General features: G+C 71.6%; 23 protein-coding genes and 1 tRNA gene. 16 read left to right on the top strand and 8 right to left on the bottom strand.

The window, feature by feature from the left end:
• The first annotated feature begins 75 nt into the window (after positions 1–75).
• Positions 76–149 (top strand) — tRNA-Pro (locus BM288_RS00180).
• A gap of 331 nt (positions 150–480) precedes the next feature.
• Here BM288_RS00180 and BM288_RS00175 read toward each other — a convergent pair.
• Positions 481–1,233 (bottom strand): hypothetical protein, encoded by a 753-nt coding sequence (locus tag BM288_RS00175; RefSeq protein WP_092914736.1) that lies wholly within the window; start codon positions 1,231–1,233, stop codon positions 481–483.
• A 429-nt stretch (positions 1,234–1,662) separates the two neighbouring features.
• On the opposite strand from BM288_RS00175, the gene BM288_RS14170 reads away from it, so the two are divergent.
• The 3 genes from BM288_RS14170 to BM288_RS00170 all read left to right on the top strand — a co-directional run bounded on the left by BM288_RS14170 (position 1,663) and on the right by BM288_RS00170 (position 4,763).
• The gene (locus BM288_RS14170; protein ID WP_143102956.1) at positions 1,663–2,481 is read left to right on the top strand and encodes a hypothetical protein; all 819 of its coding nucleotides are present in this window, start codon (positions 1,663–1,665) and stop codon (positions 2,479–2,481) included.
• Between the two features lie 157 nt (positions 2,482–2,638).
• Complete coding sequence (locus BM288_RS14165; RefSeq protein ID WP_143102955.1) at positions 2,639–3,055, top strand: pPIWI-associating nuclease domain-containing protein; 417 nt, start codon at positions 2,639–2,641, stop codon at positions 3,053–3,055.
• Positions 3,056–3,197: 142 nt separating this feature from the next.
• The gene (locus BM288_RS00170; protein ID WP_092914734.1) at positions 3,198–4,763 is read left to right on the top strand and encodes a molybdopterin-dependent oxidoreductase; all 1,566 of its coding nucleotides are present in this window, start codon (positions 3,198–3,200) and stop codon (positions 4,761–4,763) included.
• 13 nt (positions 4,764–4,776) lie between these two features.
• On the opposite strand, the gene BM288_RS00165 is transcribed toward BM288_RS00170, so the two are convergent.
• Entirely contained in the window at positions 4,777–5,184 is a 408-nt protein-coding gene (locus BM288_RS00165; protein WP_092914732.1) for a VOC family protein, read from the bottom strand.
• 158 nt (positions 5,185–5,342) lie between these two features.
• Here BM288_RS00165 and BM288_RS00160 point away from each other — a divergent pair, with 158 nt between their 5' ends.
• From BM288_RS00160 to BM288_RS00150, 3 genes are read left to right on the top strand one after another with little or no spacing between them, the layout of a single operon-like run.
• Positions 5,343–7,070, top strand: coding sequence for a carbon starvation CstA family protein (locus BM288_RS00160; RefSeq protein ID WP_092914730.1), 1,728 nt, complete (start codon positions 5,343–5,345; stop codon positions 7,068–7,070).
• A gap of 3 nt (positions 7,071–7,073) precedes the next feature.
• Positions 7,074–7,367 carry a cory-CC-star protein gene (locus BM288_RS00155; protein ID WP_318255231.1) on the top strand — a complete coding sequence of 98 codons (294 nt, stop codon included), beginning with the start codon at positions 7,074–7,076 and terminating at the stop codon, positions 7,365–7,367.
• Positions 7,358–8,335 carry an ArsA family ATPase gene (locus BM288_RS00150; RefSeq protein ID WP_092914726.1) on the top strand — a complete coding sequence of 326 codons (978 nt, stop codon included), beginning with the start codon at positions 7,358–7,360 and terminating at the stop codon, positions 8,333–8,335. The genes BM288_RS00155 and BM288_RS00150 overlap by 10 nt, the downstream gene beginning before the upstream one ends.
• A gap of 50 nt (positions 8,336–8,385) precedes the next feature.
• Here BM288_RS00150 and BM288_RS00145 read toward each other — a convergent pair whose 3' ends face one another.
• Entirely contained in the window at positions 8,386–8,835 is a 450-nt protein-coding gene (locus BM288_RS00145) for a DUF3054 domain-containing protein (protein WP_092914724.1), read from the bottom strand.
• A gap of 165 nt (positions 8,836–9,000) precedes the next feature.
• On the opposite strand from BM288_RS00145, the gene BM288_RS00140 reads away from it, so the two are divergent.
• The 3 genes from BM288_RS00140 (at position 9,001) to BM288_RS00130 (ending at position 11,280) form a co-directional block, all read left to right on the top strand.
• The gene (locus BM288_RS00140; RefSeq protein ID WP_092914722.1) at positions 9,001–9,741 is read left to right on the top strand and encodes an ATP-binding cassette domain-containing protein; all 741 of its coding nucleotides are present in this window, start codon (positions 9,001–9,003) and stop codon (positions 9,739–9,741) included.
• Complete coding sequence (locus tag BM288_RS00135) at positions 9,738–10,409, top strand: methionine ABC transporter permease (protein WP_092914720.1); 672 nt, start codon at positions 9,738–9,740, stop codon at positions 10,407–10,409. Before BM288_RS00140 ends, BM288_RS00135 begins: the two co-directional genes overlap by 4 nt.
• 61 nt (positions 10,410–10,470) lie before the next feature.
• On the top strand, positions 10,471–11,280 hold the full coding sequence (locus BM288_RS00130; RefSeq protein ID WP_092914718.1) for a MetQ/NlpA family ABC transporter substrate-binding protein: 810 nt from the start codon (positions 10,471–10,473) through the stop codon (positions 11,278–11,280).
• Between the two features lie 141 nt (positions 11,281–11,421).
• On the opposite strand, the gene BM288_RS00125 is transcribed toward BM288_RS00130, so the two are convergent.
• Together BM288_RS00125 and BM288_RS00120 are read right to left on the bottom strand one after the other, a co-directional pair.
• A complete protein-coding gene (locus BM288_RS00125) occupies positions 11,422–12,675 on the bottom strand; it encodes a beta-ketoacyl-[acyl-carrier-protein] synthase family protein (protein WP_092914716.1) in 1,254 nt (417 codons plus the stop codon).
• Between the two features lie 40 nt (positions 12,676–12,715).
• Positions 12,716–14,335 carry a class I adenylate-forming enzyme family protein gene (locus BM288_RS00120; protein ID WP_092914714.1) on the bottom strand — a complete coding sequence of 540 codons (1,620 nt, stop codon included), beginning with the start codon at positions 14,333–14,335 and terminating at the stop codon, positions 12,716–12,718.
• A 104-nt stretch (positions 14,336–14,439) separates the two neighbouring features.
• On the opposite strand from BM288_RS00120, the gene BM288_RS00115 reads away from it, so the two are divergent.
• The 3 genes from BM288_RS00115 to BM288_RS00105 all read left to right on the top strand — a co-directional run bounded on the left by BM288_RS00115 (position 14,440) and on the right by BM288_RS00105 (position 17,093).
• Positions 14,440–15,264 (top strand): DUF1684 domain-containing protein, encoded by an 825-nt coding sequence (locus BM288_RS00115; RefSeq protein WP_318255230.1) that lies wholly within the window; start codon positions 14,440–14,442, stop codon positions 15,262–15,264.
• Positions 15,265–15,362: 98 nt separating this feature from the next.
• On the top strand, positions 15,363–16,205 hold the full coding sequence (locus BM288_RS00110) for an aldo/keto reductase (RefSeq protein WP_092914712.1): 843 nt from the start codon (positions 15,363–15,365) through the stop codon (positions 16,203–16,205).
• A gap of 54 nt (positions 16,206–16,259) precedes the next feature.
• Positions 16,260–17,093, top strand: coding sequence for an isocitrate lyase/PEP mutase family protein (locus BM288_RS00105; RefSeq protein ID WP_092914710.1), 834 nt, complete (start codon positions 16,260–16,262; stop codon positions 17,091–17,093).
• Between the two features lie 47 nt (positions 17,094–17,140).
• Here BM288_RS00105 and BM288_RS00100 read toward each other — a convergent pair whose 3' ends face one another.
• Positions 17,141–18,280: a PQQ-dependent sugar dehydrogenase gene (locus BM288_RS00100; protein WP_092914708.1), complete on the bottom strand. Its 1,140-nt coding sequence runs from the start codon at positions 18,278–18,280 to the stop codon at positions 17,141–17,143.
• Positions 18,281–18,385: 105 nt separating this feature from the next.
• On the opposite strand from BM288_RS00100, the gene BM288_RS00095 reads away from it, so the two are divergent.
• On the top strand, positions 18,386–20,392 hold the full coding sequence (locus BM288_RS00095; RefSeq protein ID WP_177220178.1) for a sensor histidine kinase: 2,007 nt from the start codon (positions 18,386–18,388) through the stop codon (positions 20,390–20,392).
• 43 nt (positions 20,393–20,435) lie between these two features.
• Positions 20,436–21,335 (top strand): bile acid:sodium symporter family protein, encoded by a 900-nt coding sequence (locus BM288_RS00090; protein ID WP_092914704.1) that lies wholly within the window; start codon positions 20,436–20,438, stop codon positions 21,333–21,335.
• A gap of 15 nt (positions 21,336–21,350) precedes the next feature.
• On the opposite strand, the gene BM288_RS00085 is transcribed toward BM288_RS00090, so the two are convergent.
• Complete coding sequence (locus tag BM288_RS00085; RefSeq protein WP_092914702.1) at positions 21,351–22,541, bottom strand: trans-sulfuration enzyme family protein; 1,191 nt, start codon at positions 22,539–22,541, stop codon at positions 21,351–21,353.
• A 112-nt stretch (positions 22,542–22,653) separates the two neighbouring features.
• Positions 22,654–23,988, bottom strand: a complete 1,335-nt coding sequence (locus BM288_RS00080; RefSeq protein WP_143102953.1) for a hypothetical protein — start codon at positions 23,986–23,988, stop codon at positions 22,654–22,656.
• Positions 23,989–24,110: 122 nt separating this feature from the next.
• Between BM288_RS00080 and BM288_RS00075 the strand changes: the two genes are divergently transcribed.
• On the top strand, positions 24,111–26,081 hold the full coding sequence (locus BM288_RS00075) for an oxidoreductase (RefSeq protein ID WP_318255229.1): 1,971 nt from the start codon (positions 24,111–24,113) through the stop codon (positions 26,079–26,081).
• The last annotated feature ends 17 nt before the right edge of the window (positions 26,082–26,098 follow it).

Raw genomic sequence — 26,098 nt, 5'->3', positions numbered from 1 at the left:
CCACGCGCGCAGACCATCGCCCCACATGCGATAGTCTTTCTTGGTTGCCTTCGGGCACCTCGATCGCGAGATCGACGGGCTGTGGCGCAGCTTGGTAGCGCACTTGACTGGGGGTCAAGGGGTCGCAGGTTCAAATCCTGTCAGCCCGACAAAAAGCCCCGATCAGAAGCTATTTCTGGTCGGGGCATTGTCGTTCCGGACGTTGTTGGCGCCGCAAGCGCCTTCACGCCGGCGCGGAACGCCGGGTGGATCTTGGAAGCTCATGCTGCTGGTCGCTTAACGCGCACCTTGAGCGTGTCGCCGAAGAGCGCCTCAAGACTCCGCGTTCGCAGGTTCAAGCCGTTGCCATGACCCATGGCGCATTCGGATCCGTGACTTGACGGCAGCGACTCGCGATATAGCGGGTGTCCGGCTCTTGCCACAGGAACGTGTTGTGCCACTGGAAGGTGCGCACGTTCCCGCGCTCACCGCATCGTCGGCTTAGACGGAGAAGTACGCCGACGTGCGGCGTCCCACAACAAAGTCATCAATGCCCTCATCGGTCAACAGCGAACCCGTCATCACGACGATGAACAAACTGATGTCGCGATGTCCCTCCATGTCAGCGTCAAGCACCGACGGGACTCCCATGCCGAGCGTTTCGTCATCGACCGCGGGTGCGTATTCGCCCGCGAGGGGCCCAGTCGGATGAGCAAGGTACGAGTCCTCTCGCCACATAGCGAACACCGGGCCGTTTTTCACCTCGGTCGCGTGGGCCGCTGCGGCGAACTTCCGAGCCTGGTCCTTAACCTTGCCCTCGGCGGCACTGAGCACGAACGCATCCATCTCGGTTGGGTCGAATCCCGTGTGCCACCCCATCTCATCCAGGTGCTTGTGAGTACTCCGCTTGCTCTCGCGAGCCGTTTCGAGAATCTCATCCACTGCACCTGGGCGGAGATCGGTTGGCAGGTCTCGTAGCCATTGGAGTCGGATGGCCAGCTCCGAAAAGAGCCGCCGGTTCGGCGCAGCCGCCGAGGGCATTCCGTGCAGCGCTAGATGCGCGATGACCCGGCTTTGCGCGAAGGCCGCCCGACACCAACCGACGACGAACTGCGTTACCCGTGTCAGGGGAACATCGCTCAGGTCAACAGCGAGAACAGCGTCCGCGGTGCGCAAAGCAGCCTCGGCGTTCGGCGAGGCCTCGGAACGTTCGTTCGCAGTGCCTCGCTCGGCCTTCGCCTTCTCCTCATCCATGAAGCAAAGCTATACGCGGCAGGTCTTTCCGACGTACCTAATCCTGCGTGGTAGCGGCCAGTTCGAGGAGCCGCACTGCGTCACCGCATACGCGATTCATCGTCCGGACGAACTGAAGCACCGTGGCGTGTTCAGTCATCCGGCACTCCGGACGATAAGAATTCTGGCAAACAAAACTGCCCCTGCAAGCGACCGAAGTGTGAGAGAGCACGCCGACGGTTTAAGAGTGATGTTCAAATTCTGTCAGCCCGACAGAGAAAGCCCCGGAAGCTCGAAAGAGCCTCCGGGCCTTCTGCATGTCGCGAGAACACTTGCGGCCCCAAAAAGACCCGGATCGTCTGCAGACGCCCTCATCGGGCGTGTCGTGGCGCGTAGGGCATTACCTGGGCGTTAGTGTGTGAGCAAAAGCCATCGGAGATGGGAACAAGCATGAGCGATGCCGACGCTTCCAGCGCCGACAGCACGGCTGACAAGAAGGCTCGCAAAGTCCGACTTTCGCAAGAGGACGTTCCTGGATTCCCATTGGACCAAGCCCTCCGCGTGGCCCGCTCAATCGCGGAGAACTACGCCTTCAGTCCCACAAAGCCGCTGAATGTTGCAGCAGGTATGGGGGTAACCCCAACCTCGGGTTTCTTTCGAGGGGTGACCGGCGCGGCGGTTGCATACGGTCTGACCAGCGGAGGCTACAACGCAGCTGAGATCGGGTTGACTCCCCTTGGGCTCCGTATTGTTCGGCCGACGACCGAGGGCGATGATCTGGCGGCGAAGCGAGAAGCGCTTCTTAAGCCGAAGATCGTCGGCGACTTCTTGCGCAAGTACGATAACGCCGCGCTCCCCACGGATGCCATCGCAAAGAACGTGCTTCAAGAGAGAGGAGTCCCAGCAGCTCGTCTCGATGATGTCTATGACCTGATCATCAGCGGTGCTAACGATCTGGGGTTTCTCCGCGACCTGAGCGGCAAGCGCTACGTCGATTTGAGCGGAGCCACCGTTGCGAATGGAAGTGGATCGGATCTCGATACGGGGGCCGAGCAGTCTCCGTCGGTCACGCCTCGACTTCCCGCGGTTCCGTCTGCTCTCCCTCCAACTGGTGGGGCTCCGGCCGTCACCGTTTCATCAGGGGTCAACATCAATATTGAGATTCACATCGCGGCGGATGCCAGTACGCAAACTATCGACGACATTTTCAAGAGTATGAGTCGATATGTCCTCAGGTCTGATGGTGACGGCGATGCGAGTAGCACCTAAAGCCAGCTATCCATCACCCGAGTACCTCCGTCGTCTGCGAGAATTCCAAACCATTGCGCGTGAGGTCGGCCGTCCAGCTCGGCGAGCCGAGGTTTCGGTGCCTGCGCGCGCGCCACTGTCGGGTCGGGATGCGGAGGTTCTCGCTCGCCTCCGCTCCTTGTCAACAACCCTCGCGGATTCATTCGATCAGGCGCTTCGCGATCTGAACGATGAGACGCGGCTGAGTTACATGGGTCCAGCGGGCGAAATCCGCGAGGTGATGCGAGCTACGATCCAACTGCTCGCACCCGATGCTGAAATTCGAAGTCAGCCCTGGTTCAAAGGCACTCAGCAAGGTAGCAAGTCGAATCCAACTCAAGCGGAGCGCACGCGTTACGCGATTCAGCGCCAACGCGGTAGTGAAGACCACGCGCGCGAGCTCGACGAATTGATCGATCAGTCCATCGCAAAGATCACGCGGGAAACGTATGCCGCCGGTAGTAGCGCATTGCACGCTGGAGCCGCGCAGACACAGGTGCGCAAACTAACCGGGTGGGTGTTTGCAGTACTCGACGAAGTTCTGCCGGAGCACTAAGACTCGATGGATCGCAGCGGAGCCACCGTGCTCGCTTCGGACTCGGCCAGGAACGCGGCGCTGCGGCCTGTGTGGGTAGCGCGACACCCGTCTGCAGCGCATCGCGAGTAGTGCCGACTCGCGACGCGCGTACGATCGCGGCATGACCGTGCAGCGGAGGACGCTCTGGTCGATGCTCGTGGGGCTGACAGCGGCGGCCGCGGGGCTCGCCATGGCAGAGCTCGCTGCGCTGGTTGTCGCACCGCAGGCTAGCCCCTTCCTGGCGGTGGGCTCGCTCGTCATCGATCTCGCGCCCGCGGGCGTCAAGGACGCGGTCATCGCGCTGTTCGGCACCGGCGACAAGGTGTTCCTCCTCATCGTGCTCGCCGTGCTCCTCGCGGCGCTCGCAGCCGGCGCGGGGGTGCTCGAGCTCGTCGCACCGCCGTGGGGCACCGTGCTCCTGCTGGTCGTCGGCGCCTTCGGGACGCTCGCGGTCACCACGAGGGCAGAGGCGAGCGCGTTGTGGGCCGTGCCGGCCGTCGTGGGGACGCTCGGCTCGTGCCTGCTGCTGCGCCTCGCCATCGGCCGCCTCCGTGCCTGGTCAGCACGGACCGAACGGGACTCGGAGCATTCGGGACTGCACGCATCCGGAACCGCAGTCACTCGTCGCGGATTCCTCATGCTGCTCGGCGGTACTGCCGCGGCCGCGGTCGTCGTCGGCATCGGCGCACGCCTGGCGAACGCGGCGAGCCTCGCCGTCGATGCCGTGCGCGAGGCGATCGCCCTGCCGAGGCCTGCGACGCCGGCGCCGCAGATCCCCGCCTCCGCGTCCCTCGACGTCGAGGGGCTCTCGCCGCTGATCACGCCGAACGAGAGCTTCTACCGGATCGACACGGCGCTGCGCGTGCCCGCGGTCGACCCGGCCGAGTGGCGGCTGCGGGTGACCGGCATGGTCGAGCAGCAGATCGAGCTCTCGTTCGACGAGCTGCTCGCGCTGCCACTCACCGAGACCAGCATCACCCTGCTGTGCGTCTCGAACGAGGTCGGCGGCGAGCTGATCGGCAACGCCGTCTGGCTCGGCTACCCGATCCGTGAGCTACTGGCACGGGCGCGGCCGCAGGCGGGCGCCGACATGGTGCTCTCGCGCAGCGTCGACGGGTTCACGGCCAGCACGCCGCTCGAGATCCTGCAGGAGGAGGATCGCGACTGCCTGCTCGCCGTCGGCATGAACGGCGAGCCGCTGCCGCCCGAGCACGGTTTCCCGGTGCGGATGGTCGTGCCCGGCCTCTACGGCTACGTCTCCGCCACCAAGTGGGTGACCGAGCTGCACGTGACCACCTTCGAGCGCGACAGCGCCTACTGGACGGATCGCGGCTGGGCGGCGCGCGGGCCGGTGAAGATCGGCTCGCGCATCGACGTACCCACGGCCGGCAGGCGAGCGGATGCGGGGGCCGTCACGGTCGCGGGCGTCGCGTGGGCGCAGCACACGGGCGTCCGCGGCGTCGAGGTGCGCGTCGACGACGGCGCCTGGCAGCCCGCGCGCCTCGCCAGCGCGATCTCCTCCGACACCTGGGTGCAGTGGGTCTACGAGTGGGATGCGGCGCCGGGCGAGCACGAGCTGGCGGTGCGGGCGACGGATGCTTCGGGCTCGGTGCAGTCCGGAGCGCGCGTGCCCGTCGTTCCCGACGGCGCCGAGGGGTGGCACACCATCGCGGTGACGGTGGCCTGAGCGATCCGATGCGTCAGCGCGCGGGATCCCGCGGCGGGTTGTGCATGAACTCGATGCGGACGCCGTCCTCGTCCTCGAGGAAGGATGCGTAGTACCGCTCGGTGAAGCGCGGGTACTCCCGCGGCTCGCGCACGGCCGACCAGCCGGCGTCGAGCGCGATCCGGTGCAGGCGGTCGACCTCGCTGCGCGAGTCGACGGCGAAGGCGAGGTGCTGCCAGCCGACGCGGCCGTGCACGTGCGGGCCGGTACCGTGCTCGCGCGCCGGGAAGAGGATGAGCTCGGAGTCGTCGCCGCGGTGCCAGGAGACCGAGCCCTCCGCGTCTTGGCGCTCGCAGCCGAGTGCCTGCAGGACGGGATCGAAGCGCGCGATGCCGAGGTCGAGGTCGTCGACGGTGATGCCCAGGTGGTCGATCAGTGCCATCCGGGCACGCTACCCGCTGCGCACGGGTCGGGAAACTCCGGAAACAGGCGTGGGGGATCCTGAGCAACGCCTGAGGCCCACTAGGCTCATTCATAGGAAGCACCACCAGGTGCAGCTCACGACATGCAAAGGCGCACGCCGCGAAAGGGGAGAGCTCAATGGGTTCCCTTGTGCTCATGATCATTGGCCTGGCGATGTTCGCCGGCGGATACATCTTCTACTCGAAATACCTCGCCAATCGGGTCTACCGGCTGAACGCCGGCTTCAAGACCCCGGCGCACGAGCTGAACGACGGCGTCGACTACGTGCCGACGAACAAGTTCATCCTCTGGGGCCACCACTTCACCTCGGTCGCCGGTGCCGCGCCGATCGTCGGCCCGGCCATCGCCGTCATCTGGGGCTGGCTCCCGGCGCTGCTCTGGGTGACGATCGGCACGGTCTTCTTCGCGGGCATGCACGACCTCGGGGCGCTCTGGGCCTCACTGCGCAACAAGGGCAAGTCGATCGGTGCGCTCTCGGGCCGCTACATCGGCAAGCGCGGCGCGAACCTGTTCCTGGTCGTCATCTTCCTGCTGCTGCTCATGGTGATCGCCGCCTTCGCGGTCGTGATCAAGAACCTGCTCATCAGCACCCCGACGGCCGTGATCCCGACGTGGGGCGCGATCATCGTGGCGCTGCTCGTCGGCGTCGCCGTCTACCGCATGAAATGGCCGCTCATCCCGGTCACGGTGGTCGGTGTCATCGCCCTCTACTCGTTGATCGTCCTCGGCGACAGCGTGCCGGTCGTGCTGCCAGAGTCCTTCCTCGGCATGAGCCCGGCGACGGTGTGGATCCTCGCACTGTTCATCTACGGCGCGATCGCCTCGCTGCTGCCGGTCTGGGTGCTGCTGCAGCCGCGCGACTACATCAACGGCGTGCAGCTGTTCATCGGCCTGATCCTGCTCTTCGGCGCAGTGCTCATCGGTGCGCTCTTCTCGGCGAACCCGCCCGACATCGTCGCCCCCATGATCAACGGCAACCTGCCGGAGGGCACGCCGAGCATGGTGCCGCTGCTGTTCGTGACCATCGCGTGCGGCGCGATCTCCGGCTTCCACGGCATGGTCTCCTCGGGCACCAGCTCGAAGCAGATCGACAAGGAGACCGACGCCCGCTTCGTCGGCTACTTCGGGGCCGTCGGCGAGGGCATGCTCTCGCTCGGCACCATCCTGGCCGTGATCGGCGGCATCCGCTCGGTCGCCGAGTGGGAGGAGATCTACAGCTCGTTCGGCGCCGGCGGCGTCACCGCGTTCGTGCAGGGCGGCGGTGCACTGATGGAGAACGGCCTCGGGCTGCCTGCATCGCTCAGCGCCACCGTGCTCGCCACCATGGCGGTGCTCTTCGCCGCCACGACCATGGACACCGGCATGCGACTGCTGCGCTTCATCGTGCAGGAGATCGGCGACGCCGTGAAGGTCAAGATCACGAAGATCCCGGCGACGCTCGTCGTCGTGGTGGTCGGTCTCGGCCTGACGTTCTCGCAGGGCCTCGGCGGCGAGGGCGGTCTGCGCATCTGGCCGCTGTTCGGCACCACCAACCAGATCATGGCGTCGCTGACGCTCTCGATCATCGCGGTGATGCTCATCCGCAAGCGGCGCAACCCGTGGCCGGCGATCATCCCGCTCGTGCTGGTGTTCGTGCTGTCGTTCTGGGCGGCGATCGAGCAGCTGTTCAGCTTCACGGCGGCCGGCAACGAGGACTGGCTGCTGTTCGCGCTCGACGTCATCATCATCGTGGCGAGCGTCTGGGTCGCCATCGAGGCGGTCGGCGCGATGCGGCGGGCCCTCAAGGATCCGCCGGAGGCGGAGGGCGAGGACGCCGAGCTCACTGCCGTGCGAGAGAACGTCTGACACGTGCATCGCGCCAGCGTGGCCCAGCGCCGGGGGGAGTTCTCCCGGCGCTGGGCCGCGCTGCGCGACGGGCTGCACGAGTTCTACGTCGGCCCGTACCGCGACACGTTCCTGCGCGAGAAGCGCGATGAGGACGACCTGTTCATGATCGTCGTGCTGGGGGAGGCGCTCGGTGTGCCCGACCCCGCGGCGTACTACTCCGCCGAGCTGATGCCCGCCGTGTGGCAGGACTTCCACGCCTGGCACCGCCGCATCGGCATTCCCGCATCACCCTTGGATCACGTCGCATGCTGCTAGAGATCGCGCGCTCGCGCGGCATCCTGTTCGTCGGCGGCAAGGGCGGCGTCGGCAAGACCTCGGTCGCAGCCGCGCTCGCCCTCGCCCGCGCCAGGGACGGCGCACGGGTGCTCGTCGTCTCGACCGACCCGGCTCACAGCCTCGGCGAGGCGTGGGACCGCAGGCTCTCGGATGCGCTCACGCGCGTCTACGACGCCGGTGCCGGTTTCGTCGATGCGGTCGAGATCGACCCGCAGTCGACGATCGATCGGCACTTCGCGACGGTCGCCGACACCATGCTGCGGCTGCTGCCCGACCGCCTGCACCAGTCGGCCCAGCAGCACCTGGAACAGGCGCGATCCGCTCCCGGCAGCCACGAGTCGGCGGTGCTCGAGCGCATCGCGCAGCTGATCGAGAGCAGCCGCGACTCGCACGACCTCGTCATCTTCGACACCGCGCCATCCGGCCACACCCTGCGCCTGCTGGCGCTGCCGCAGCAGCTGACGGGCTGGACCGAGACGCTGCTCGCCAGCCGGGATCGCTCGGAGCGCTTCGCCGCCGCCGCGCGCAGCGTCGTCGGCACGAAGGATCCGGAGCCGACCGCCGACACGGAGCTGCGGCGCACCCTGATCGCCAGGCGCGACCGCTTCGCGCACATGCGCGCCAGCATCACTGATCCCGACCAGACGTCGTTCATCGTCGTGGGCATCGCCGAGCGGCTCCCGGTCGCCGAGTCGATCGACGTCGTCCGCCAGCTTGACGCGCTGGGCATCGCCCCCGCGGCGATCGTCGTGAACCGCCGCTCGCCGAGCGACGCGGGGCCGGTGCTCGCCGAGCGCCACGGTCGCGAGGAGGAGCACCTCGCGGTGCTGCGCGCCGCCGCTGGGGCGATCCCGATCGCGCAGATCCCCCTGCTGCCCGGCGACCTCGCCGGCGGCGACGCGCTGGCGGCACTCGCCGACCAGCTCGTGGGCGCATCGAGCGACTGAGCCTCCGCCTCCGCGCCGCCAGCAGGGGACTGCTGCGACACCGCTGCCGGCTACCGCCGAGCTCGAGCGCGCGTCCGCAGGCGCAGGACTACCACCGCCAGCACGCGCCAGCCGATCAGCATCAGCAGCAGCGTCAGCGTCGCGACGACGACGAACGGCACCGCCGTGCCCTGCCCGCTCAGCGCGCGCAGCAGCATCCCGCCCGCCACCGTCGCGAGCCAGATCGGCACGCCGGCGCGCAGCGGGGACAAGGGAGCGCGCCACCCGAGGCACAGCAGCCAGCCCAGGCCGAGCGCCGCGAGGAACGGCCACGCCGTCGTCGCCAGCCCCAAGCCGGCCTCGCCGAGCACGCCCCCGTCGTGCGTCGCGCGCCCGATGGCGGCGAAGGCGACGACCAGCACGGCGTCGATCGCGGTCGCGATCCACGCGGTGGTGGCGGATGCGGGGCGCCGGTGGGAGGCGTGACCTCGCGCGCGCTCATGCGAGTTCGTCGTGGCCATGCATCGACCGTACCGATCCAGGCGGCCGCGGCGCCGGGCGGCACGAGGGGTCTTCGGCTCGCGCGGGGTGACGCAGCCTCGCCCCGGATGCGGGGGAAGCATGTCTGGCCGGTATTGTTGTACTCAGCACAACAACCCCACCACGCTCGCGAGAAGGGCAGCACGATGCATCCGTCCGGCCCGATCGCCGCCTTCGAGGGCGTCTCCGTGCAGTACGGCAGCGTCACCGCGCTCGACGACGTCACGCTCGAGATCGAGCGCGGCGAGATCATCGGCATCGTCGGCGAATCCGGCGCCGGCAAGTCGACGATGCTGAACCTGCTCGACGCCGCCACGCATCCCACCGAGGGGCGCGTCGTCATCGACGGCACCGACCCGCAGCGGCTCAGCGGCCGTGAGATCCGGCTGCTGCGGCGCCGCATCGGCATGATCTTCCAGCGCTTCAACCTGCTCGGCAACCGCACGGCCCGGCAGAACGTGGCGCTGCCGCTCAAGCTGCAGCGCACGCAGGATCCGGCGCTGGTCGCCGAGCTGCTTGACTACGTCGGCCTCGCCGACCGCGCCGACCACTACCCGGCGCAGCTCTCCGGCGGCCAGCAGCAGCGCGTCGCCATCGCTCGCGCGCTCGTCACCCGGCCGGGCCTGCTGCTCGCCGACGAGCCCACCAGCTCGCTCGACACGCGCGCGACCGAGGATGTGCTCGAGCTGCTCGCCGCGACCCGGCGCGACTTCGGCGCCACCGTCGTGCTCGTCACCCATGAGCTCGACTCCGTCGCCGCGATCGCCGACCGCGCCGCCGTCCTCGAGGGCGGCGTGCTGCGCAGCGTCTTCCCGGTCGTGCGCTCCGCCGCCCGCGGTGAGCGCGACAGCTACCTGGCGCATGCGCAGCGGGTGCTGGGCGCATGAGCGGCTTCCTCGAATCGCTGACCGCCAACGCCGATCAGATCGGTGTGGCGATGGCCGAGACGGGCTACATGCTCGCCTTCTCGCTCCTCGCCGCGGTGCTCGTCGGCCTGCCGCTGGGCGTCACCATCTATCTCACGCGCCCCGGCGGACCCAAGGAGCACCGCCCGACCTGGGCGGTCGCGAACCTGTACGTCACGATCGTGCGCTCGTTCCCGTTCCTGCTGTTCGTGGTCTTCCTCATCCCGCTCACCCGGCTGCTCTACGGCACCACCTTCGGCACCGGAGCGGCCACCTTCCCGCTCTGCTTCGTCGGCATCGCGCTCTACGCGCGGCTCGTCGAGCAGATCCTGCTCGAGGTGCCCTCGGGCGTGCTGCACGCCGCGAGGTCGATGGGGGCGGATGTGTTCCAGACCGTCGTGCACTTCCTCCTGGTCGAGGGGCGGTCGGGTCTCGTCTACGCGCTCACCAGCGCCTCCATCAGCCTCATCTCCTACTCGACGGTGCTCGGCATCGTCGGCGGCGGCGGCCTGGGCGACTTCGCCCTGCGCTTCGGCTACCAGGAGTACGACTACCCCCTCATGTACTCGACGATCGTGATCGTGATCGTCTGCGTGCTGCTGCTGCAGACCGCAGGCGAGAAGGTCTCGGCCGTGCTCGACAAGCGCTGATCGCCGCCGGCGACCAGCTTCCAGCTCCACCACCACACGCCACTCGCACCGGAAGGCCCGCATGACCACCCGACCCGCCCGCCCCCTCCTCGCCCTGGCAGCGGCAGGCCTCGCCCTGGCGCTCGGCGCCTGCGCGGCGCCCGCCGGCGAAGCCGCATCCGACACCGTCACCATCCGCGTCGCCGCGACCGTCACGCCGATGACGGATGCGGTCGAGGCCGCCGCCGAGGTGATCGAGGAGGGCTACGAGGTCGAGCTGGTGCCGGTGAACGACTACGTGCAGCCGAACATCCTGCTGCAGCACGGCGAGATCGACGCGAACGTGGTGCAGTTCGAGGGCTTCATGGAGGAGTTCAACGCCGGCAACGACGCCGACCTGGTGGTCGTGCAGCCGGTCTACGCCACGGTGGTCGCCTTCTACTCGAAGAGCCTCACGGAGCTCGACCAGCTGCCGGAGGGCGGCAGCGTCGTGATCCCGAACGACAAGTCGAACGGCGCCCGCGCCCTGCAGATGCTCGCCGATGAGGGCCTCATCACCCTCGATCCGGCGGTGGAGCGCTTCCAGGCCCGGCTGACCGACGTGGTCGAGAACCCCCGCGGGCTCGAGCTCACCGCGGTCGACCTGCTGCAGCTGAACACCGCGTACGACGAGGCGGATGCGGTGTTCAACCTGCCGTCGTTCGCTCGCCAGCTCGGGCTGACGCCCGAGCTCGACGGGCTCGCGGTCGAGCAGGACGAGGCGTTCGAGGTCTCGCTCGTGACCCGCTCGGACAACGCCGATGCGCCGGAGATCGCCGCGCTTGTGCGCGCGATCACGAGCGACCACGTGCGCGAGCGGCTCGAGGAGCTGGGGGTGCCGGCCGCCTTCTGACCCGCCCCGGGCCGCCCTGCCCGCTTGCGCTGGCTGGCCTGCTCGCGCTGGCCGGCGACGAGTGGCGCAACGTGTGAGCGGTGGACCTGCGAGAGCACCGGTCGCGGGCAGCTCCACCGGTCGGAGGGCCGGCGGTGCCCGTCAGAGGGTGCGGAGCACGATGGCGGCGTTGTGGCCGCCGAAGCCGAACGAGTTCGAGAGCACGGTGCGCAGCGGCGCGGTGCGGGGCGCCTCGCGGGCGGCACCGGCGACCACGTCGAGCTGCGGGAACTCCGGATCGTCGAGGTTGATGGTCGGCGGGATGACCTGATCCCGCAGCGCCATGAGCGACAGTGCCGCCTCGAGCGTGCCCGCGGCGCCCAGCAGGTGGCCGGTGGTCGACTTGGTCGAGGTGACGGGCACCGCGGCGAGCGACGAGCCGAAGACCGTCTCGAGTGCGGCCGTCTCCATCGCGTCGTTCAGCGGCGTGCCGGTGCCGTGCGCGTTCACGTGGTCGACGTCGACGGGGGAGAGCGCGGCGTCGTCCAGGGCCGCCTGCATCGCAGCCGCCGCGCCGCTGCCGTCGGGGCGCGGGGCCGTCGCGTGGAAGGCGTCGGAGGTCGCGCCGTAGCCGGCGAGCTCGCCCAGCACGGTTGCGCCGCGGCGCCTGGCGTGCGCCTCCGACTCGACGAGCACTGCGACGGCACCGGCCGACATGACGAAGCCGCTGCGCGCGTGGTCGAAGGGGCGGGATGCGGCGGCAGGGTCGTCGGCGAAGCCCGCCGCGAGCGAGCCGAGGGTCGCGTTGACGCCCAGGTTGACGCGGTTGAGGCAGTCGTCCGCGCCCACGACGAGCACCGCATCCGCATACCCGTGCCTGATCGTGCGCAGGGCATCGCCGAGGCCGACCGTGCCGCTCGCGCAGGTGGCGGAGGTTCCGGCGCTCGCACCGCGCGCGCCGTGGCGCTGGCTGAGATAGGCCGCGGCGCCGTCGGGCCCGCCGTAGATGACCACGCCCGGCGGCACCCGGCGCGGCCCGAGGGCGTCGAGCGCGCGCACGGCATCCTGCGTGAGCGAGACCGCGCCGGAGCCGGTCGCGACGGTGATGGCGAAGCGCGCGGGGTCGGCGGCGGTGAAGCCCTCGAGCGCCTCGGCGGCCGCCGCGATCGCGTACAGCGCATGCCGATCGAGCCGGCGAGCATCGGTGCGCGAGACGTGCGCGAGCGGGTCGAAGCCGCGCACCTCGCCGCCGACCTTGACCGCGAGATCCGACACGTCGACGCCCTCGAGGGCCCGGATGCCGCTGCGGCCGTGCACGACGGCGTCCCACGTCGTGCGCAGGTCGAGTCCCGACGGCGTGATGGCGCCGAGTCCGGTGATGACGGCGCGGGCGCCATTCGCGGTGGTGCTGCTCATGGTCGCGCCTCTCCCGCGCTCGGGAACCCGCCGGCGCCGTTCACAGCCGCTCCGCTCCACCGGCCGCGACGAGCTCGGCGACTGCGACGCGGCGGATCTTGCCGCCGGCAGTCCGCGGCAGCGCGTCGGCGCGGAAGTAGCGGCGCGGCACGAACTGCTCGGGCAGCAGCCGGCGCAGCTCTGCCTGCATGACGGCCTTCGGCGGCACCGGGGCGCCCGCGCCGCCGATGGGGCTGTCGTCCGGCGCAGCGCCGGGCTCGCCGGCGTCGGCGGCCGCACCGCCCTCGATGACGACCGCGACGATCGAGCCGAGCGCGGCATCCGGCAGCGCGATCGCGCAGCACTGCTCGCAGCCGGGCACCGTGGCGAGCGCCCGCTCCACCTGCGGCAGCGACACCTTGTGGCCGCCGGTGACCGCCATGTCGCCGGCACGGCCGGCGAGCACGATCTCGCCATCGACGAGCGCGGCCAGGTCGCCGACGCTCGACCACCCGTCGTCGCCGGTGATGCGGTCGCCGCTGGTGGCTGTCAGGTAGCGCTCGACCTGCGAGGCGACGCGGATGTGCAGGGTGCCGATATCGCCGTCGGGCACGCGGGCGCCCGTCTCGTCGCGCACCTCGGCCTCGAGTCCGGCGAAGGGGGTCAGGTGGGTGCCGTCGCCGGCGTCGCTGGTGCCGATGAAGCCGATCTCGCTCGCGCCGTAGTAGCTGCGCACCAGCGCCCGCGGGGCGACCTCGCGGAAGCGGTCACGGATCGCCTCGCTCTGGTTCGCGCCGCCGGTGACCACCCAGCGCAGTGAGGCGAGCGGCGCCGTGCCGCTCGCGGTGCCGCTCGCGGTGCCGCCCTCGTCCTCGCGCCGAGCCGCGGCGGCGAGCGCCAGCAGCATCGACGGCACGCCCACGAAGCGCTCGATGCGGTGGCGAGCGATCGTGCGCACCGCTGACGCCGCGTCGAAGCGCGATTGCAGGTGCAGCGAGCCGCCGGTCGCGAGCGCCTCGACCAGCGCGTAGAGCGTGAGGCTGTAGGAGACCGGTCCGGGCGCGATCGTCTGCACGCCGGCGCTCGCGAACAGCGGGCCGCGACTGACCTCGACGTTGTAGTCCCAGCTGCCGCGGGTGCGCAGGAAGCCCTTCGGCAGGTCGGTCGTGCCCGAGGTGAACAGCAGCAGGTAGGGCTCGTCGCGCGGGCGCACCTCCGGCCCGGCCGAGACCGGCGCCACGGCAGCCAGCGCATCGAAGCGCTCGAGCCCGATGGCGCTGCCATGCCACGCTTCGGGCTCGAGCCCGGCCAGCGCGCGCTCGAAGTCGGAGTCGTCCGTGATCACCAGCGCCGGGTCGACGCGACGGATGGTCTCGAGCCGATGCTCGAGCGGCCAGAGCGGGTCGAGCACCGCCACGATCGCCCGGAACGACGCCACCCCGGCGATGAAGCGGCCCGCGTCGATCGCGCGCGAGAGCGAGACGGCGATGATCGGCACGCCGCCGGTCTCGTCGTCGGACGAGCTCGCGGGGCGGTACTGCAGCAGCTGCTCGATACCCGAGCGGATGCGGGTGCAGGCGTCATGCAGGTCGCGGTAGCTGAGCCGATCGCCGTCCCCGGCGAGCGCGAGGCGGCCAGGATCGGACGCCGCGAGCTCGATGATCGTGCGGGTGAACGTCACCCCTCGAGTCTAGGCAGGCGCCCCGCACGCCGGGCGCGCCCGCGGATGACGAGCTCGCCGACGCCGATCCTCACTAGCCTGGAGCCGGAGCGGAGGAGCCACCCATGACGGATGCGACGACCACGGATGCGGGTATGAGGACGGATGCGTTCACCGCGGCGTGGCAGGCGTGGCGCGCCCGTCGCTGGCGCGACGTCGCCGGGCCGCACGGCATCGCGGCGCTCGCGGCCACGCACTGGCTGGGTGCCGCCGAGGTCGAGCTCGACGGGATCCCCGGCCGCTGGCGCGCCGAGGGCGCGGCCGCGGTGGGCACGGGGCTCGCGGCAAGCGGCCTGACGCGGCTCGACGGCAGCTCCCTCGACGACGAGCAGCTGCTGGTCGCGGGCGAGGTGCTGCGCGACGGCGAGGCGCTGCTGCGCGTGTTCACCCGCGAGGGGGTGCCGGCGCTGCGCGTCGTCGACCCGGCGGCCGAGCGCCGCACGCGCCTGACAGGCATCAGCGCGTTCGAGCCGGACCCGTCATGGGTCGTGCGGGGCCGGTGGTCGGCGGGCGGCACGGCCAGCGGCGCCGACGCGCTCGAGATCGAGCAGGTCGACGGGCACCGCACGCGGCGCAGCGACGTCGGCTCGCTCGCCTTCGAGCTGGCCGGCCACGAGCTGCGGCTCACCACCACCGGCGGCGTCGACGCGGACGGCCGGGCGGCGCTCGCGGTCGTGTTCGCCGATGCCTCCAGCGGCGACGAGAGCTATCGCTTCCGCTTCCTGCGCCTGCCGCTGCCGGACGCCTCCGGCGCCGTCACGATCGACTGGAACCGCGCGTTCCTGCCCCCGTGCGCCTTCAGCGACCACTACGTCTGCCCGATGCCGAGCCCCGAGAACCGCCTGCCGGTCGCGGTGCGGGCGGGGGAGCGGATGCCGGTCACCGCGTGAGCGCCACCGGTGCGGTCGCGCTCGTCGAGGGCGAGAGCGGCAGGATCGCCCTGCGCTAGCGTCGCCCGCAGCAGACCGCGAGCAAGAGGAGCAGCGCGATGATCCCCACCACCACCGCCCACGACGGCCTGACGCTGCCGGTGCTCGGCTTCGGCACCTACAAGCTCACGGGGCACGCCGGCGCGGCGTCCATCGAGCGGGCCATCGCCAGCGGCTACACCCTGGTCGACTCTGCCTTCAACTACGAGAACGAGGGCTCCGTCGGGGCCGCGGTGCGCGCATCCGCCCATCATCACGCCGCGCGCGACGAGCTGATCGTGACCTCGAAGCTGCCCGGCCGGCACCAGCAGCACGACGCCGCAATCGCGACCGTCGAGGAGAGCGCGGCGCGGATGGGGCTCGAGCGGATCGACCTCTACCTGATCCACTGGCCGAATCCGCGCCAGGGCACCTACGTGGAGGCGTGGCAAGCGCTGATCGAGGCGAAGGAGCGCGGGCTGGTCGGCGCGATCGGCGTCTGCAACTTCCTGCCGGAGCACCTCGATCGGCTGCATGCCGAGACCGGTGTCATGCCGGAGGTGAACCAGATCGAGCTGCACCCGCACTTCCCGCAGGAGGAGCAGCTCGCCTACGACCGCGAGCACGGCATCATCACGCAGGCCTGGAGCCCGCTGGGGCGCGGCGGCGAGATGCTCGCCGAGCCCGAGATCGTCAGGATCGCCGAGGCGCATCGGGCGACGCCCGGCCAGGTGATCCTCGCCTGGGGCATCGCGCGCGGCGTCGTGCCGATCCCGAAGGCCGCTTCCCAGGATCGGCAGCGCGAGAACCTCGGCGCGCTCGAGCTGCGGCTCGGAGACGAGGAGGTCAGCGCGATCACGGCGCTCGGCCGCCCCGACGGCCGGCTGAAGGGGCAGGACCCGGCGGTCTACGAGGAGTTCTGACGCCGCTTGTGGCCGCCGATCGCCGGTCGTACGATGCGATCGGAAGGCAGAGCCATGAGCGATGATCCCGGCCGACATGAGTCGCTGGCTGCGCAGCGCCTCCGGTCGGCCGCGTTCCACCGCCTGCACGAGTCCGGAACGTTCGTCATGCCCAACCCTTGGGACGTCGGCAGCGCTCGGCAGCTCGAGCGGCTCGGCTTCCCGGCGCTCGCGTCGACGAGCGCGGGCGCCGCCTGGGCGAGCGGGTTGCCCGACAGCGGCTTGTCGCTGGATCTGGCGCTCGAGCACCTGCGTGCGCTGGTGCGCGCGGTCGACGTGCCCGTCAACGCCGACTTCCAGGGAGGCTATGCGATCGAGCCGGCGCAGGTGCACGCCAACGTCGTCGCGGCCAGCGCCACAGGCATCGCCGGGCTGTCGATCGAGGACTCCACCGGCGATGACCGGCGGCCGCTGCACTCGGTCAAGCTCTCCGTGGAGCGAGTCGCGGCGGCGCGGCAGGCGATCGACGACAGCGGCACGGGGGTCGTGCTGACCGCTCGCTCGGAGGGCTTCGTCGTCGGCCGTCCCGACCTGAAGGCGACGATCCGGCGTCTGCAGGCCTACGCCGAGGCGGGTGCCGACTGCTTGTACGCTCCGCGCATCACCACGGTCGACCAGATCACCGCGATCGTCGCAGCCGTGGCGCCCAAGCCCGTGAACCTGCTGATCAACGCGCCGTTCATCAGTGTCGCCGAGGCAGCCGGGCTCGGCGTCCGGCGCATCAGCGTGGGCGGCACGCTCGCCCGTGCCGCCTGGAGCGGATGGCTCGACGTCGCCCGTGAGATCGCCGAGGCAGGCACCTTCACCGGCTTCCAGCAGCTGCCCGACGTCGAGGCGATGCACCGATGAGCGCGTCGACCGCGGCAGCGCCATCCTGAGCCGTGAGCGGCCGTCCGCTACGGCGCGAGCGCGAGGATGCGGTCGTCGCCGTCCGCGGGTGAGCCGCGGCCATCCGTGTTGCCCGTGAGCACCCAGAGCGACCCATCCGGCGCGACCGCCACATCGCGCATCCGCCCGAATCTGCCCTGCCAGTGCACGGTCGAGGCCGACGGCTCGGTCAGCGGCACCTGTCGCAGGGAGGCGCCGCGCAGGTTCGCGATCCAGATGCTGCCCTCGGCGATCGCGATGCCGCTCGGGCTGGCCTCCGTCGGCTGCCACTGCTGCACCGGATCGGTGAAGCCCGCCACACCCGCGATGCCCTCGATCTGCGGCCAGCCGTAGTTCGCGCCGGCCTCGATGCGGTTGAGCTCGTCCCAGGTGTCCTGCCCGAACTCGCTCGCCCACATCGTGCCGTCCTCGTCCCAGGCGATGCCCTGCGGGTTGCGGTGGCCGAGCGAGTAGACGGGGGAGCCTGGGAACGGATTGTCTGCGGGGATGGTGCCGTCGGGCTCGAGCCGCAGGATCTTGCCGGCCAGGCTGCCGGGATCCTGCGCGGCGCCGGGCACGCCGGCGTCGCCGGTCGTGACGTAGAGCAGGCGATCGGGCCCGAAGGCGATGCGGCCGCCGTTGTGATTGCCGCTCGCCGGGATGCCGGTGATGACCTCCTGCGGCTGCCCGAGCTCGAGGCTGCCGGGCTCGCCGGTGAGCGCGACCCGCATGACCCGGTTGCCGTCGGCGGCCGTGCCGTACCAGTAGAGGTGCCCGTCGCCGACCGCAAGGCCGAGCAGACCGCCCTCGCCGCCGTGCGAGAGGCCGGCGACCTGCGCGAGCTCCCGCACGGCACCGCTCGCGGAGACCTCGAGGATGGTGCCGCTGTCGCGCTCGCTCACGAGCGCCGTCCGCTCGTCGACGAACGCGATCGACCAGGGGGCATCGAGGCCGGTCGCGACCGCGACGGGCTCGTCGAGCCTGCCGGGCTCGATGGCGGACGGCGACGCCGTGCCGGATGGCGGCGGTTCGGCGGATGGGTCGCTCACGGTGCCGCTGGAGGCCGGCGGTCCGGCGGGGCCCGTTGGCCCGCATCCGCTCAGCAGCAGCGCGCCGACGGCGATCGCCGCCGCGACCGCGCCCCGCCGGGTGCGAGCGTTGCGCTGCATGAGGAGACCATACTGCGCGGGCCGAGGGCCACCCGGGGCGAGCGCACCGCATCGCTGCGGCGGATGTGCTGGGAAGATCAGGTGCGGATGCGTACGGTTTGGTCTGTGAGCACCCTCGGCCCCGGCATCGATGCCGGTCGCGCGCCCTACGCGGAGCGCACGACGGGTGCGCGACCGGTGCTGCCCTGGTGGGCCTGGATCATCGCTGGCGCAGTGATCTTCACGGCAGGCGTCGCGGGCGTGCTCTTCGTGCCGGCCGAGACGGGCGTGGCCATCTGGTGGCCCGCCGCCGGGCTGTCGGTGGCGTTCGCGCTGCTGCAGCCGCGCTCGCGCATCGCGGGCGCCCTCGCGCTGGTGCTCGCGGTGACCACCATGGCGAACGCGATCGCGGGCAGGCCGCTGCCCGTTGCGCTCGCGTTCGGCGTCGCGAACGCGGCAGAGGTCGCTGTGATCCTCGCGGTGCTCGGCTCCGCGACGCGCAGGTTCGCGCTGTCCACGGTGCGGGCCGGCATCCGCTGGGTGATCGCGGTCGTCGCGGGCGCCGCGACGGTCGGCGTGCTCGCCGCAGCCGCCGTGGCACTGCTGGAGGGCGGCGAATTCTGGTCGACGGTCGTGTTCGCCGCCGCCTCGCACGCCGCCGCCGTGTGCCTGATCGCACCGTTGGCCGCGCTGCCGCCGCCCGTGCCGGTGGCGGCCGGCCGGGTGGAGATGGCGGTGCAGGTGCTGCTGCTCGCGGTGGTGCTCGCCGTGGTGTTCCACCCGTCGTCGTCGCTGCCGCTGGCCTTCGCGCCCTTCCCGCTGGTCGCCTGGGCGGCACTGCGGTTCTCGATCCGCTTCGTCATCGCCGAGACGGTGCTGGCGACCCTCGCGATGATCGCGCTGACGCTCGACGGCGGCGGCCCGTTCCGCCGGGAGGGGCTCGATCTGACGGTCGGTGCGGCGATGTTCGAGACGCTGCTCGTCTCGTTCGCCGGGTTCGCAGTCGTGCTCTCGGCCGCCCAGTACGAGCTGCGCGCGCTGACGCGCGAGGTCAACGCCGCCAACCTGCTGCTGACCGGCAGCGTCGTCGATGCCCGGATCGGCCTGGTGGTGGCGGAGCGCGACGCGGTCGCGACGCGGGTGACCTGGGCGAACCGCGCCGGCCGGCGGCTGCTGGCCGGCGAGCTCGACGGCGAGAGCTGGGCCGGACCGCTGCGGATCGCGGCGATGTCGGCGCTGCGCACGGGGGAGCAGGTCACCGTCGGCACGGATGGCGAGCGCACGATCACCGTCGCGGCCAACCCGATCGGGGGCGCGCACGATCGCATCGCGGTGCAGCTGCTCGACGTGACGGCCGTGCTGCGCGCCCGGCAGGCGCAGCTCGAGGCATCGGTCGAGCGCGATGCGGCCAGGGCCATCCGCGCGGAGCTCGAGCGGCAGCGTGACGACTTCCTCGTCACCACCAGCCACGAGCTGCGCACGCCCATCACGAGCATCGTCGGCTACTCGGAGCTGCTGCAGGACGGCGGCACGCTCAGCAGCGCTGAGCGGGACTGGGTGCGCGTCATCGCGCGCAACGGGGAGCGGCTCTCCGAGCTGGTCGAGGACCTGCTGACGCTCGGCCGCGGTGTGAGCGGCGCGGCGCTGCAGATCCGGCAGGAGGCGGTGCCGTGCGCCGAGCTGTTCGAGGAGGTGGCGGCGAACCTGCGCGTGGTGACCGAGCAGCGGCAGCTGCGGATGCAGCTGGAGCCGGGACCGCACGCGGTGTTCGCCTCTCGCAGCGATGCGGGCCGGATGCTCTCGAACCTGCTGGTGAACGCGTGCAAGTTCACGCCCGCGGGCGGGAGGGTCCGCCTCAGCGCGCACGCCGACGGCGACCTGGTGCTGATGCGCGTGGAGGACACCGGCCCCGGCATGTCCGCCGACGAGCGCTCCCAGGCGTTCGAGCGCTTCTACCGAGCGCCCGGCGCAGAGCGCGACAACGTCGCCGGCACCGGACTGGGTCTGGCGATCGTGGCAGAGCTCGCCGCGCGCAACGACGGCTCGGTGTCGCTGCTGCCGGCGGAGCCGCACGGTCTCGTCGTCGAGCTGCGCCTGCCGGCGGCGCGCGCGGCATCGCCCTCCGCGGGGTAGCGCAGGCGCTCCCACGAGCAGAAGGTGAGCCATACTTTGCGATATGGACTCAGCGCTGACCTCCATCGGGCTCCCGATCGCCCTCGGCATCATCATGCTGGGGCTCGGCCTCAGCCTCACCCTGCAGGATTTCGCGCGGGTGGCGAAGCACCCCAGGGCGGTGATCATCGCGCTCGCCTGCCAGCTGCTGCTGCTGCCCGCCCTGGCGTTCGGGCTCGTGCTGCTGTTCCAGCTGCCGCCAGTGCTGGCGGTGGGCATGATGATGCTCGCCGCATCGCCCGGTGGCACCACCGCGAACCTCTACAGCCACCTGTTCCGCGGCGACGTCGCCCTCAACATCTCGCTCACGGCCGTGAACTCGGTGGTGGCCGTCGTCACGCTCCCGCTGATCACGAATGTCGCGATCTGGTACTTCCAGCCGTTCGACGGCCAGCTGGGCCTGCAGTGGTCGAAGACCCTCGAGGTGTTCGCGATCGTGCTGCTGCCGGTCATCCTGGGCATGCTCGTGCGCCGCTTCCGGCCGCGCTTCGCCGACCGCATGGACAAGCCCGTGCGCATCGCCTCGGTCATCATCCTCGCCGTCGTCATCGCCGGCGCGGTGATCGCCAACTGGCAGCTCCTGATCGACAACGTCGCGCAGCTGGCGCTCATCACGGTGCTGTTCTGCCTGCTGAGCCTCGCGGTCGGCTACTGGGTGCCGCGGCTGCTGCGCGTCGAGCGCCGGCAGGCGATCGCCGCCTCGTTCGAGATCGGCATCCACAATGCGACGCTCGCGATCGTCATCGCGCAGAGCGTGCTCGGCTCGATGGAGCTCAGCCTGCCCGCCGCGGTCTACGGCGTGCTGATGTTCTTCGTCGCCTTCGCGTTCGGCTTCGCCCTCTTCAGACGAGCGGATGCGTCGGCCGAGCCGGCGGTGCCGGTCACCGACGCGAGCGCGGCGTAGCCGAGCACCGCGGTATCAGCCTGCCGAGGCGATCGCCTGCTCGAGATCGGCGACCAGGTCTGCCGGGTGCTCGAGCCCGATCGAGAGCCGCAGCACGCCGGCGCCCGGCCTCGCCTCGGGTGCCACCGGACGGTGCGTGAGCGAGGCGGGCTGCTGGATGAGCGAGTCGACGCTGCCGAGCGAGACCGCGTGCGTGAACAGCCGCACGCCCTCGGCGACCGCCGCCGCGCGTGCGTGCGTGCCGAGGTCGATCGCCAGCATCGAGCCGGGTCCGGCCATCTGGCGGCCCTCGCCCACGAGGCCGCCGGGGTCGCTGCCCTCGAGTCCCGGGTAGTGCACGCGGTCGACGCCGGCCATCGCGGCCAGCGCCTCGGCGACCTGCTGGGCGTTCGCCTGCTGCGCCCGCACCCGCAGCGGCAGCGTCTGCAACCCCCGGTGCATGAGGTAGGCGCTGAAGGGGTGCGCGATAGCGCCGGTGATGGCGCGGATCGGCCGGATCGCCTGCGCCCACGCTTCGTCGCACGCGACCACGCCGCCCATCACGTCGCCGTGGCCGCCGATGTACTTGGTCGCGGAGTGCAGCGAGAGCGCCACCCCGTGCTCGAGCGGCCGCTGCAGCACCGGGGTCGCGAAGGTGTTGTCGACCAGCACGGGCGCCTCGCCGGCCGCAGCGACGAGCGCGGCGAGGTCGACGAGCTCGAGGGTGGGGTTCGCCGGGGTCTCGGCGATCACGAGCCCGGTGTCGGGCCGCACGGCTGCCGCCACCTGCTCCACCGCATCCACGAACGTGGTCTCGGTGCCGAGCAGACCGGTCGCCAGCAGGTGGTCGGTGCCGCCGTAGAGCGGGCGCAGCGCGACCACATGGCTGCCGCGGCGCTGCTTGGCTGCGGTGAGCACGGCGGTGGTGGTGGCCATGCCCGAGGCGAAGGCGACCGCCTGCTCCGCACCCTCGAGCGCCGCGAAGGCCTGCTCGAAGCGCGCGACCGTCGGGTTCCAGAGGCGCTGGTAGACCGCGGTGGTGTCGTGCAGGTCGCCGCCGGTCGCACCTCGCTCGTAGGCGTCGCCACCGATGTCGATGCTGGGCAGCGGATACGTGGAGGAGAGGTCGATGGGGGTCGCGTGCACGCCCAGCGCCTCGAAGTCCTCGCGGCCGGCGTGCACCGCGAGCGAGTCGAGTCGGAGGGGAGCGTCATTGCTCGTCGTCATGCATCCGATCATGCCGCATACGCCGCGTGATGGGCGCACGGCGGCGCCGAGTCGCGCATTCGCGGCGGCGCCGCATCGCGCAGGCGCGGCGGCGCCGTCGCTCAGGTGCGGCTCAGCGCAGCGAAGGCGGGGCCGGCTTCGCGGCCCACGCGCCCGCGGCGGCCGGCCCCGGCTGCCTCGGCGGCGGCAGCAGCTCGCCGCCACCTGGGGCGAGCGAGGACTCGGGTGGCGGCGTCGGGTCGGGCTGCTCCGGTTGCGGCTCCGGCTCCGGCTCGGGCGCCGGCGCGGGCTGCGTCGGCTCGGGATCCGTCGTCGGAGGCGGCTGCGTCGGCTCCGGCTGGAGCGGCGGAGCGGTCTCCGTGGGCGGCGCCGGCGGAATGCTCGGCGCGGGCGGGATCGGGCCTGGCCGCTGCTCGCGCGGCGGCACCGTCGGGGGGACGGGCCGGGTGGTGCCCGGGTCGGTGACCGGCCGCGGCGCGGCGTTCGCGATCGCGTCCCTGGTGCTCTGCGACACGGCCGCGAGCGCTGCAGCCGCCTCGGCGTCGCCCTGCGCCTCGAGCTGCCAGGCCTCGGCCATCCAGGCGGATGCCAGGTGCAGCGTGAGGCTCTCGATGAGGTCGAGCACGTCGGAGGGCGTGTGGCCGCCGCGCAGCACGGCGAGCACGGCAGCGAGGTGCGCATCGGAGTCGCGCAGGCTCGCGATAGCCTGGGCGGGCGCGAGGCCGAGCTCAGCCTGCAGCGTCTCGAAGTCGGCACGGCCCTGCGCGGCCGCGGTCGCCGAGATGCGCAGCTGGGCGATCGCCGCCTCGAGGCGGTCGATGCGCGCGTCGTCGAAGTCGCGCGGGTCGCCGAGCGCGCGCAGCTCGTGGGCGAGCGCGTCGGCGCGCTCGGCGGTGACCCCCGAGACGGGCTCGCGCTCCGCGGCGGCCGCGGCGATGCACTCCTCGAGCACGTCGAACGACTGCGGGTCGCCCGAGGCGGCGGCCCGCGCCTCCCAGGAGTCCGCCAGCTCGCGATCCTCCGCCGTGACGAAGCCGCCCTCGGCGATGGTCTGCAGCAGCTCCTCGCGGTCGCTCGCGAAGGCGGCGCGCTCGCTGCCCGGCAGCAGCCAGCTCGCGCCGCCGACATGCTCGGCCGCCTCCAGCACGTCCTGCGCGCGGCGCTCGAGCCCCACGGCGCTCACGATCCGCACGGCGAGCTCGCAGCTGGCGCGGTCGTGCTCCTCGTGCCAGGCGTCGATCTGTCCGGCGAGGTCGCCGGCGCGCGCCTGCGAGCTCCACGCGACCAGGGAACCCGAGACGATCAGCGCGGTCGCGGCGACCGTCGAGAGCCCGACGATCCAGCGTCGGCGGTTGCGCCGTCGGTGCAGCTCGGCGAGCACCGCGATGCGGCGGCGTGCCTCAGCGTCTGCGGAGCCCGGGGGCTCGCGCTCGGGCTGCTCGTCCACCGGGAGGTCCTCGCATTCGTGCGTGAAGTGCACATTCATGGTACGTGGCATTCGCGGGCTTCGCACCCGATCCGAGGCGATCAGCGCCGCGCACCCGGCCATCGACCTGGCAGGATCGAGCCGTGAGCCTCCTCGCCCAGCCGCTGCGCATCGGCAGCTTCGAGACCCCGAACCGTCTGATGCAGGCCGCGCACTCGAAGCAGTACTCCGACCGGGTGGAATCCGACCGCGAGACCGCCTACTTCGTGCGCCGGGCGCGGGGCGGCTGCGGCCTCTTCGTCGCCGGCAATCACCTCGTGCACCCCAGCGCGTCCACGCGCGGCTTCCAGGACGCCTGGCGCCCAGAGGCGGTCGACGCCAGCCGCCGCATGACCGATGCGATCCACGACGCCGGCGCGCGGGTGCTCGTGCAGCTCAACCACCACGGTGCGCAGGCTTCCCCCGAGGGCCCGGAGGGGCCGCGCGCGGTGATCGCGCCGAGCCGCATCCTCTCGCCGTCGACGGGCGCGGCCACCCGCGAGGCGAGCGAGCGCGACATCGCAGACCTGGTGACCGCGTGGGCAGACGCGGCGGAGCGCTCCCGGCTGGGCGGCTTCGACGGCGTCGAGATCCACATGGCGCACGGCTACCTGCTGCACCAGTTCCTGAGCCCGCTCTACAACGGACGGGCGGATGCGTACGGTGGCGATCTCGAGGGTCGCACGCGCTTCCCGCGCGAGGTGCTGCGCGCGGTGCGCGCGCGCGTGGGCGACGACTTCACCGTCGGCATCCGGATCGTGGCGAACGAGCACAACGAGGCGGGGCTCGGCGCTGCCGACTGCCGCGAGATCGTCGCGGCGCTGCGCGAGGAGGCCCGCATCGACTTCCTCGACACCGCGGCCGGCGGCTATCACGATGTGCACTGGGTGTTCCCGTCCTCGGCGATGCCGACCGCGTGGCTGCGCGACGACGTCGCGGCGCTCAAGCGCGCGAACCCCGACATCCCGGTCTTCGGCGTCGGCGCCGCCACCTCGGTGGAGGCGGCCGAGGAGGTGCTGGCGAGCGGCATCGCCGACATGGTGGCGCTCACCCGCGGCCAGCTCGCCGACCCCGATCTGGCCACGAAGCTGCTCAGCGGCTCGACCGGCGGCATCCGCCACTGCATCCGGCTCAACCAGGGCTGCCTGGGGCGCGGCAGCGTGGGCCTGGCTGTCACCTGCACCGTCAATCCGGCCGCAGGGCACGAGCTCGAGCCGACGCCTGCGCGCGCCGCGCGGGCGGGGCGCTGGACGGTCGTCGGCGGAGGACCGGCAGGCATGCGCGCCGCGCTGGATCTCGCGCGGCTCGGCCACACGGTGACCCTGCTCGAGCGCGACGAGCAGCTCGGCGGTCAGCTGCTGCGCGCCGCACGCGTGCCCGGCAGGGAGTCGGTGTCGCTGCTGGTGGGCGACCTGGAGCGCGACGCGCGCGCCGCCGGCGTCGACATCCGGCTGTCCGCACCCGCGACGCTGGAGTCCATCCGCGCGACCTCGCCCGACGGCGTCGTGCTGGCGGCCGGCGCCCGCCCGCCCGACGGGACCGCGCTCGCCGTCGACGGCGCCTTCGCGGGGGAGCGGCCCGCGACGGTCGATGCGTGGACGGCGATCGACGAGCCGGCGCGCCTGGGCGGACGGATCCTGGTGGTCGACGACGACGGCACCGCCTACGCCTCCGGTGTGCTGCTGAGCCTGGTCGCCGCCGGCGCGAGCGTGCAGGTCGTGACGCCGTTCGAGCAGCTGCTGCCGCACGTCGGCACCGGCTACGAGCGGCAGCTGGTGCAGCGCACGCTCGCCGCAGGCGACTTCGCGCGCATCACGAGCTCGCGGGTGCGTGCGGCCGGCGCCGCGATCGTCGCCATCGACGCGCTGACCGGCGCCGAGACGCCGCTGGAGCCGCCCAGCTCGATCGTCGCGCTCACGCCGCGCCAGTCGGCGACGGTCGGTGGCTTGAGCGCCGAGGGGCTGGAGGCGAGCCTGGGCGTGCCCGTGACCGCCATCGGCGATGCGCTGGCGCCCCGCGGCATCGACGCGGCGATCGCTGAAGCCTGGCGCCTCGCGCTCAGCACCGCCGAGTGACCACTGGCGGGAGCCGA

Source organism: Agrococcus baldri (genome assembly GCA_900114805.1).
GTDB classification, from domain to species: Bacteria; Actinomycetota; Actinomycetes; order Actinomycetales; family Microbacteriaceae; genus Agrococcus; species Agrococcus baldri.
Note: the sequence above shows the minus strand (reverse complement) of the source record. Positions and strands in the feature narration are given on the sequence as shown.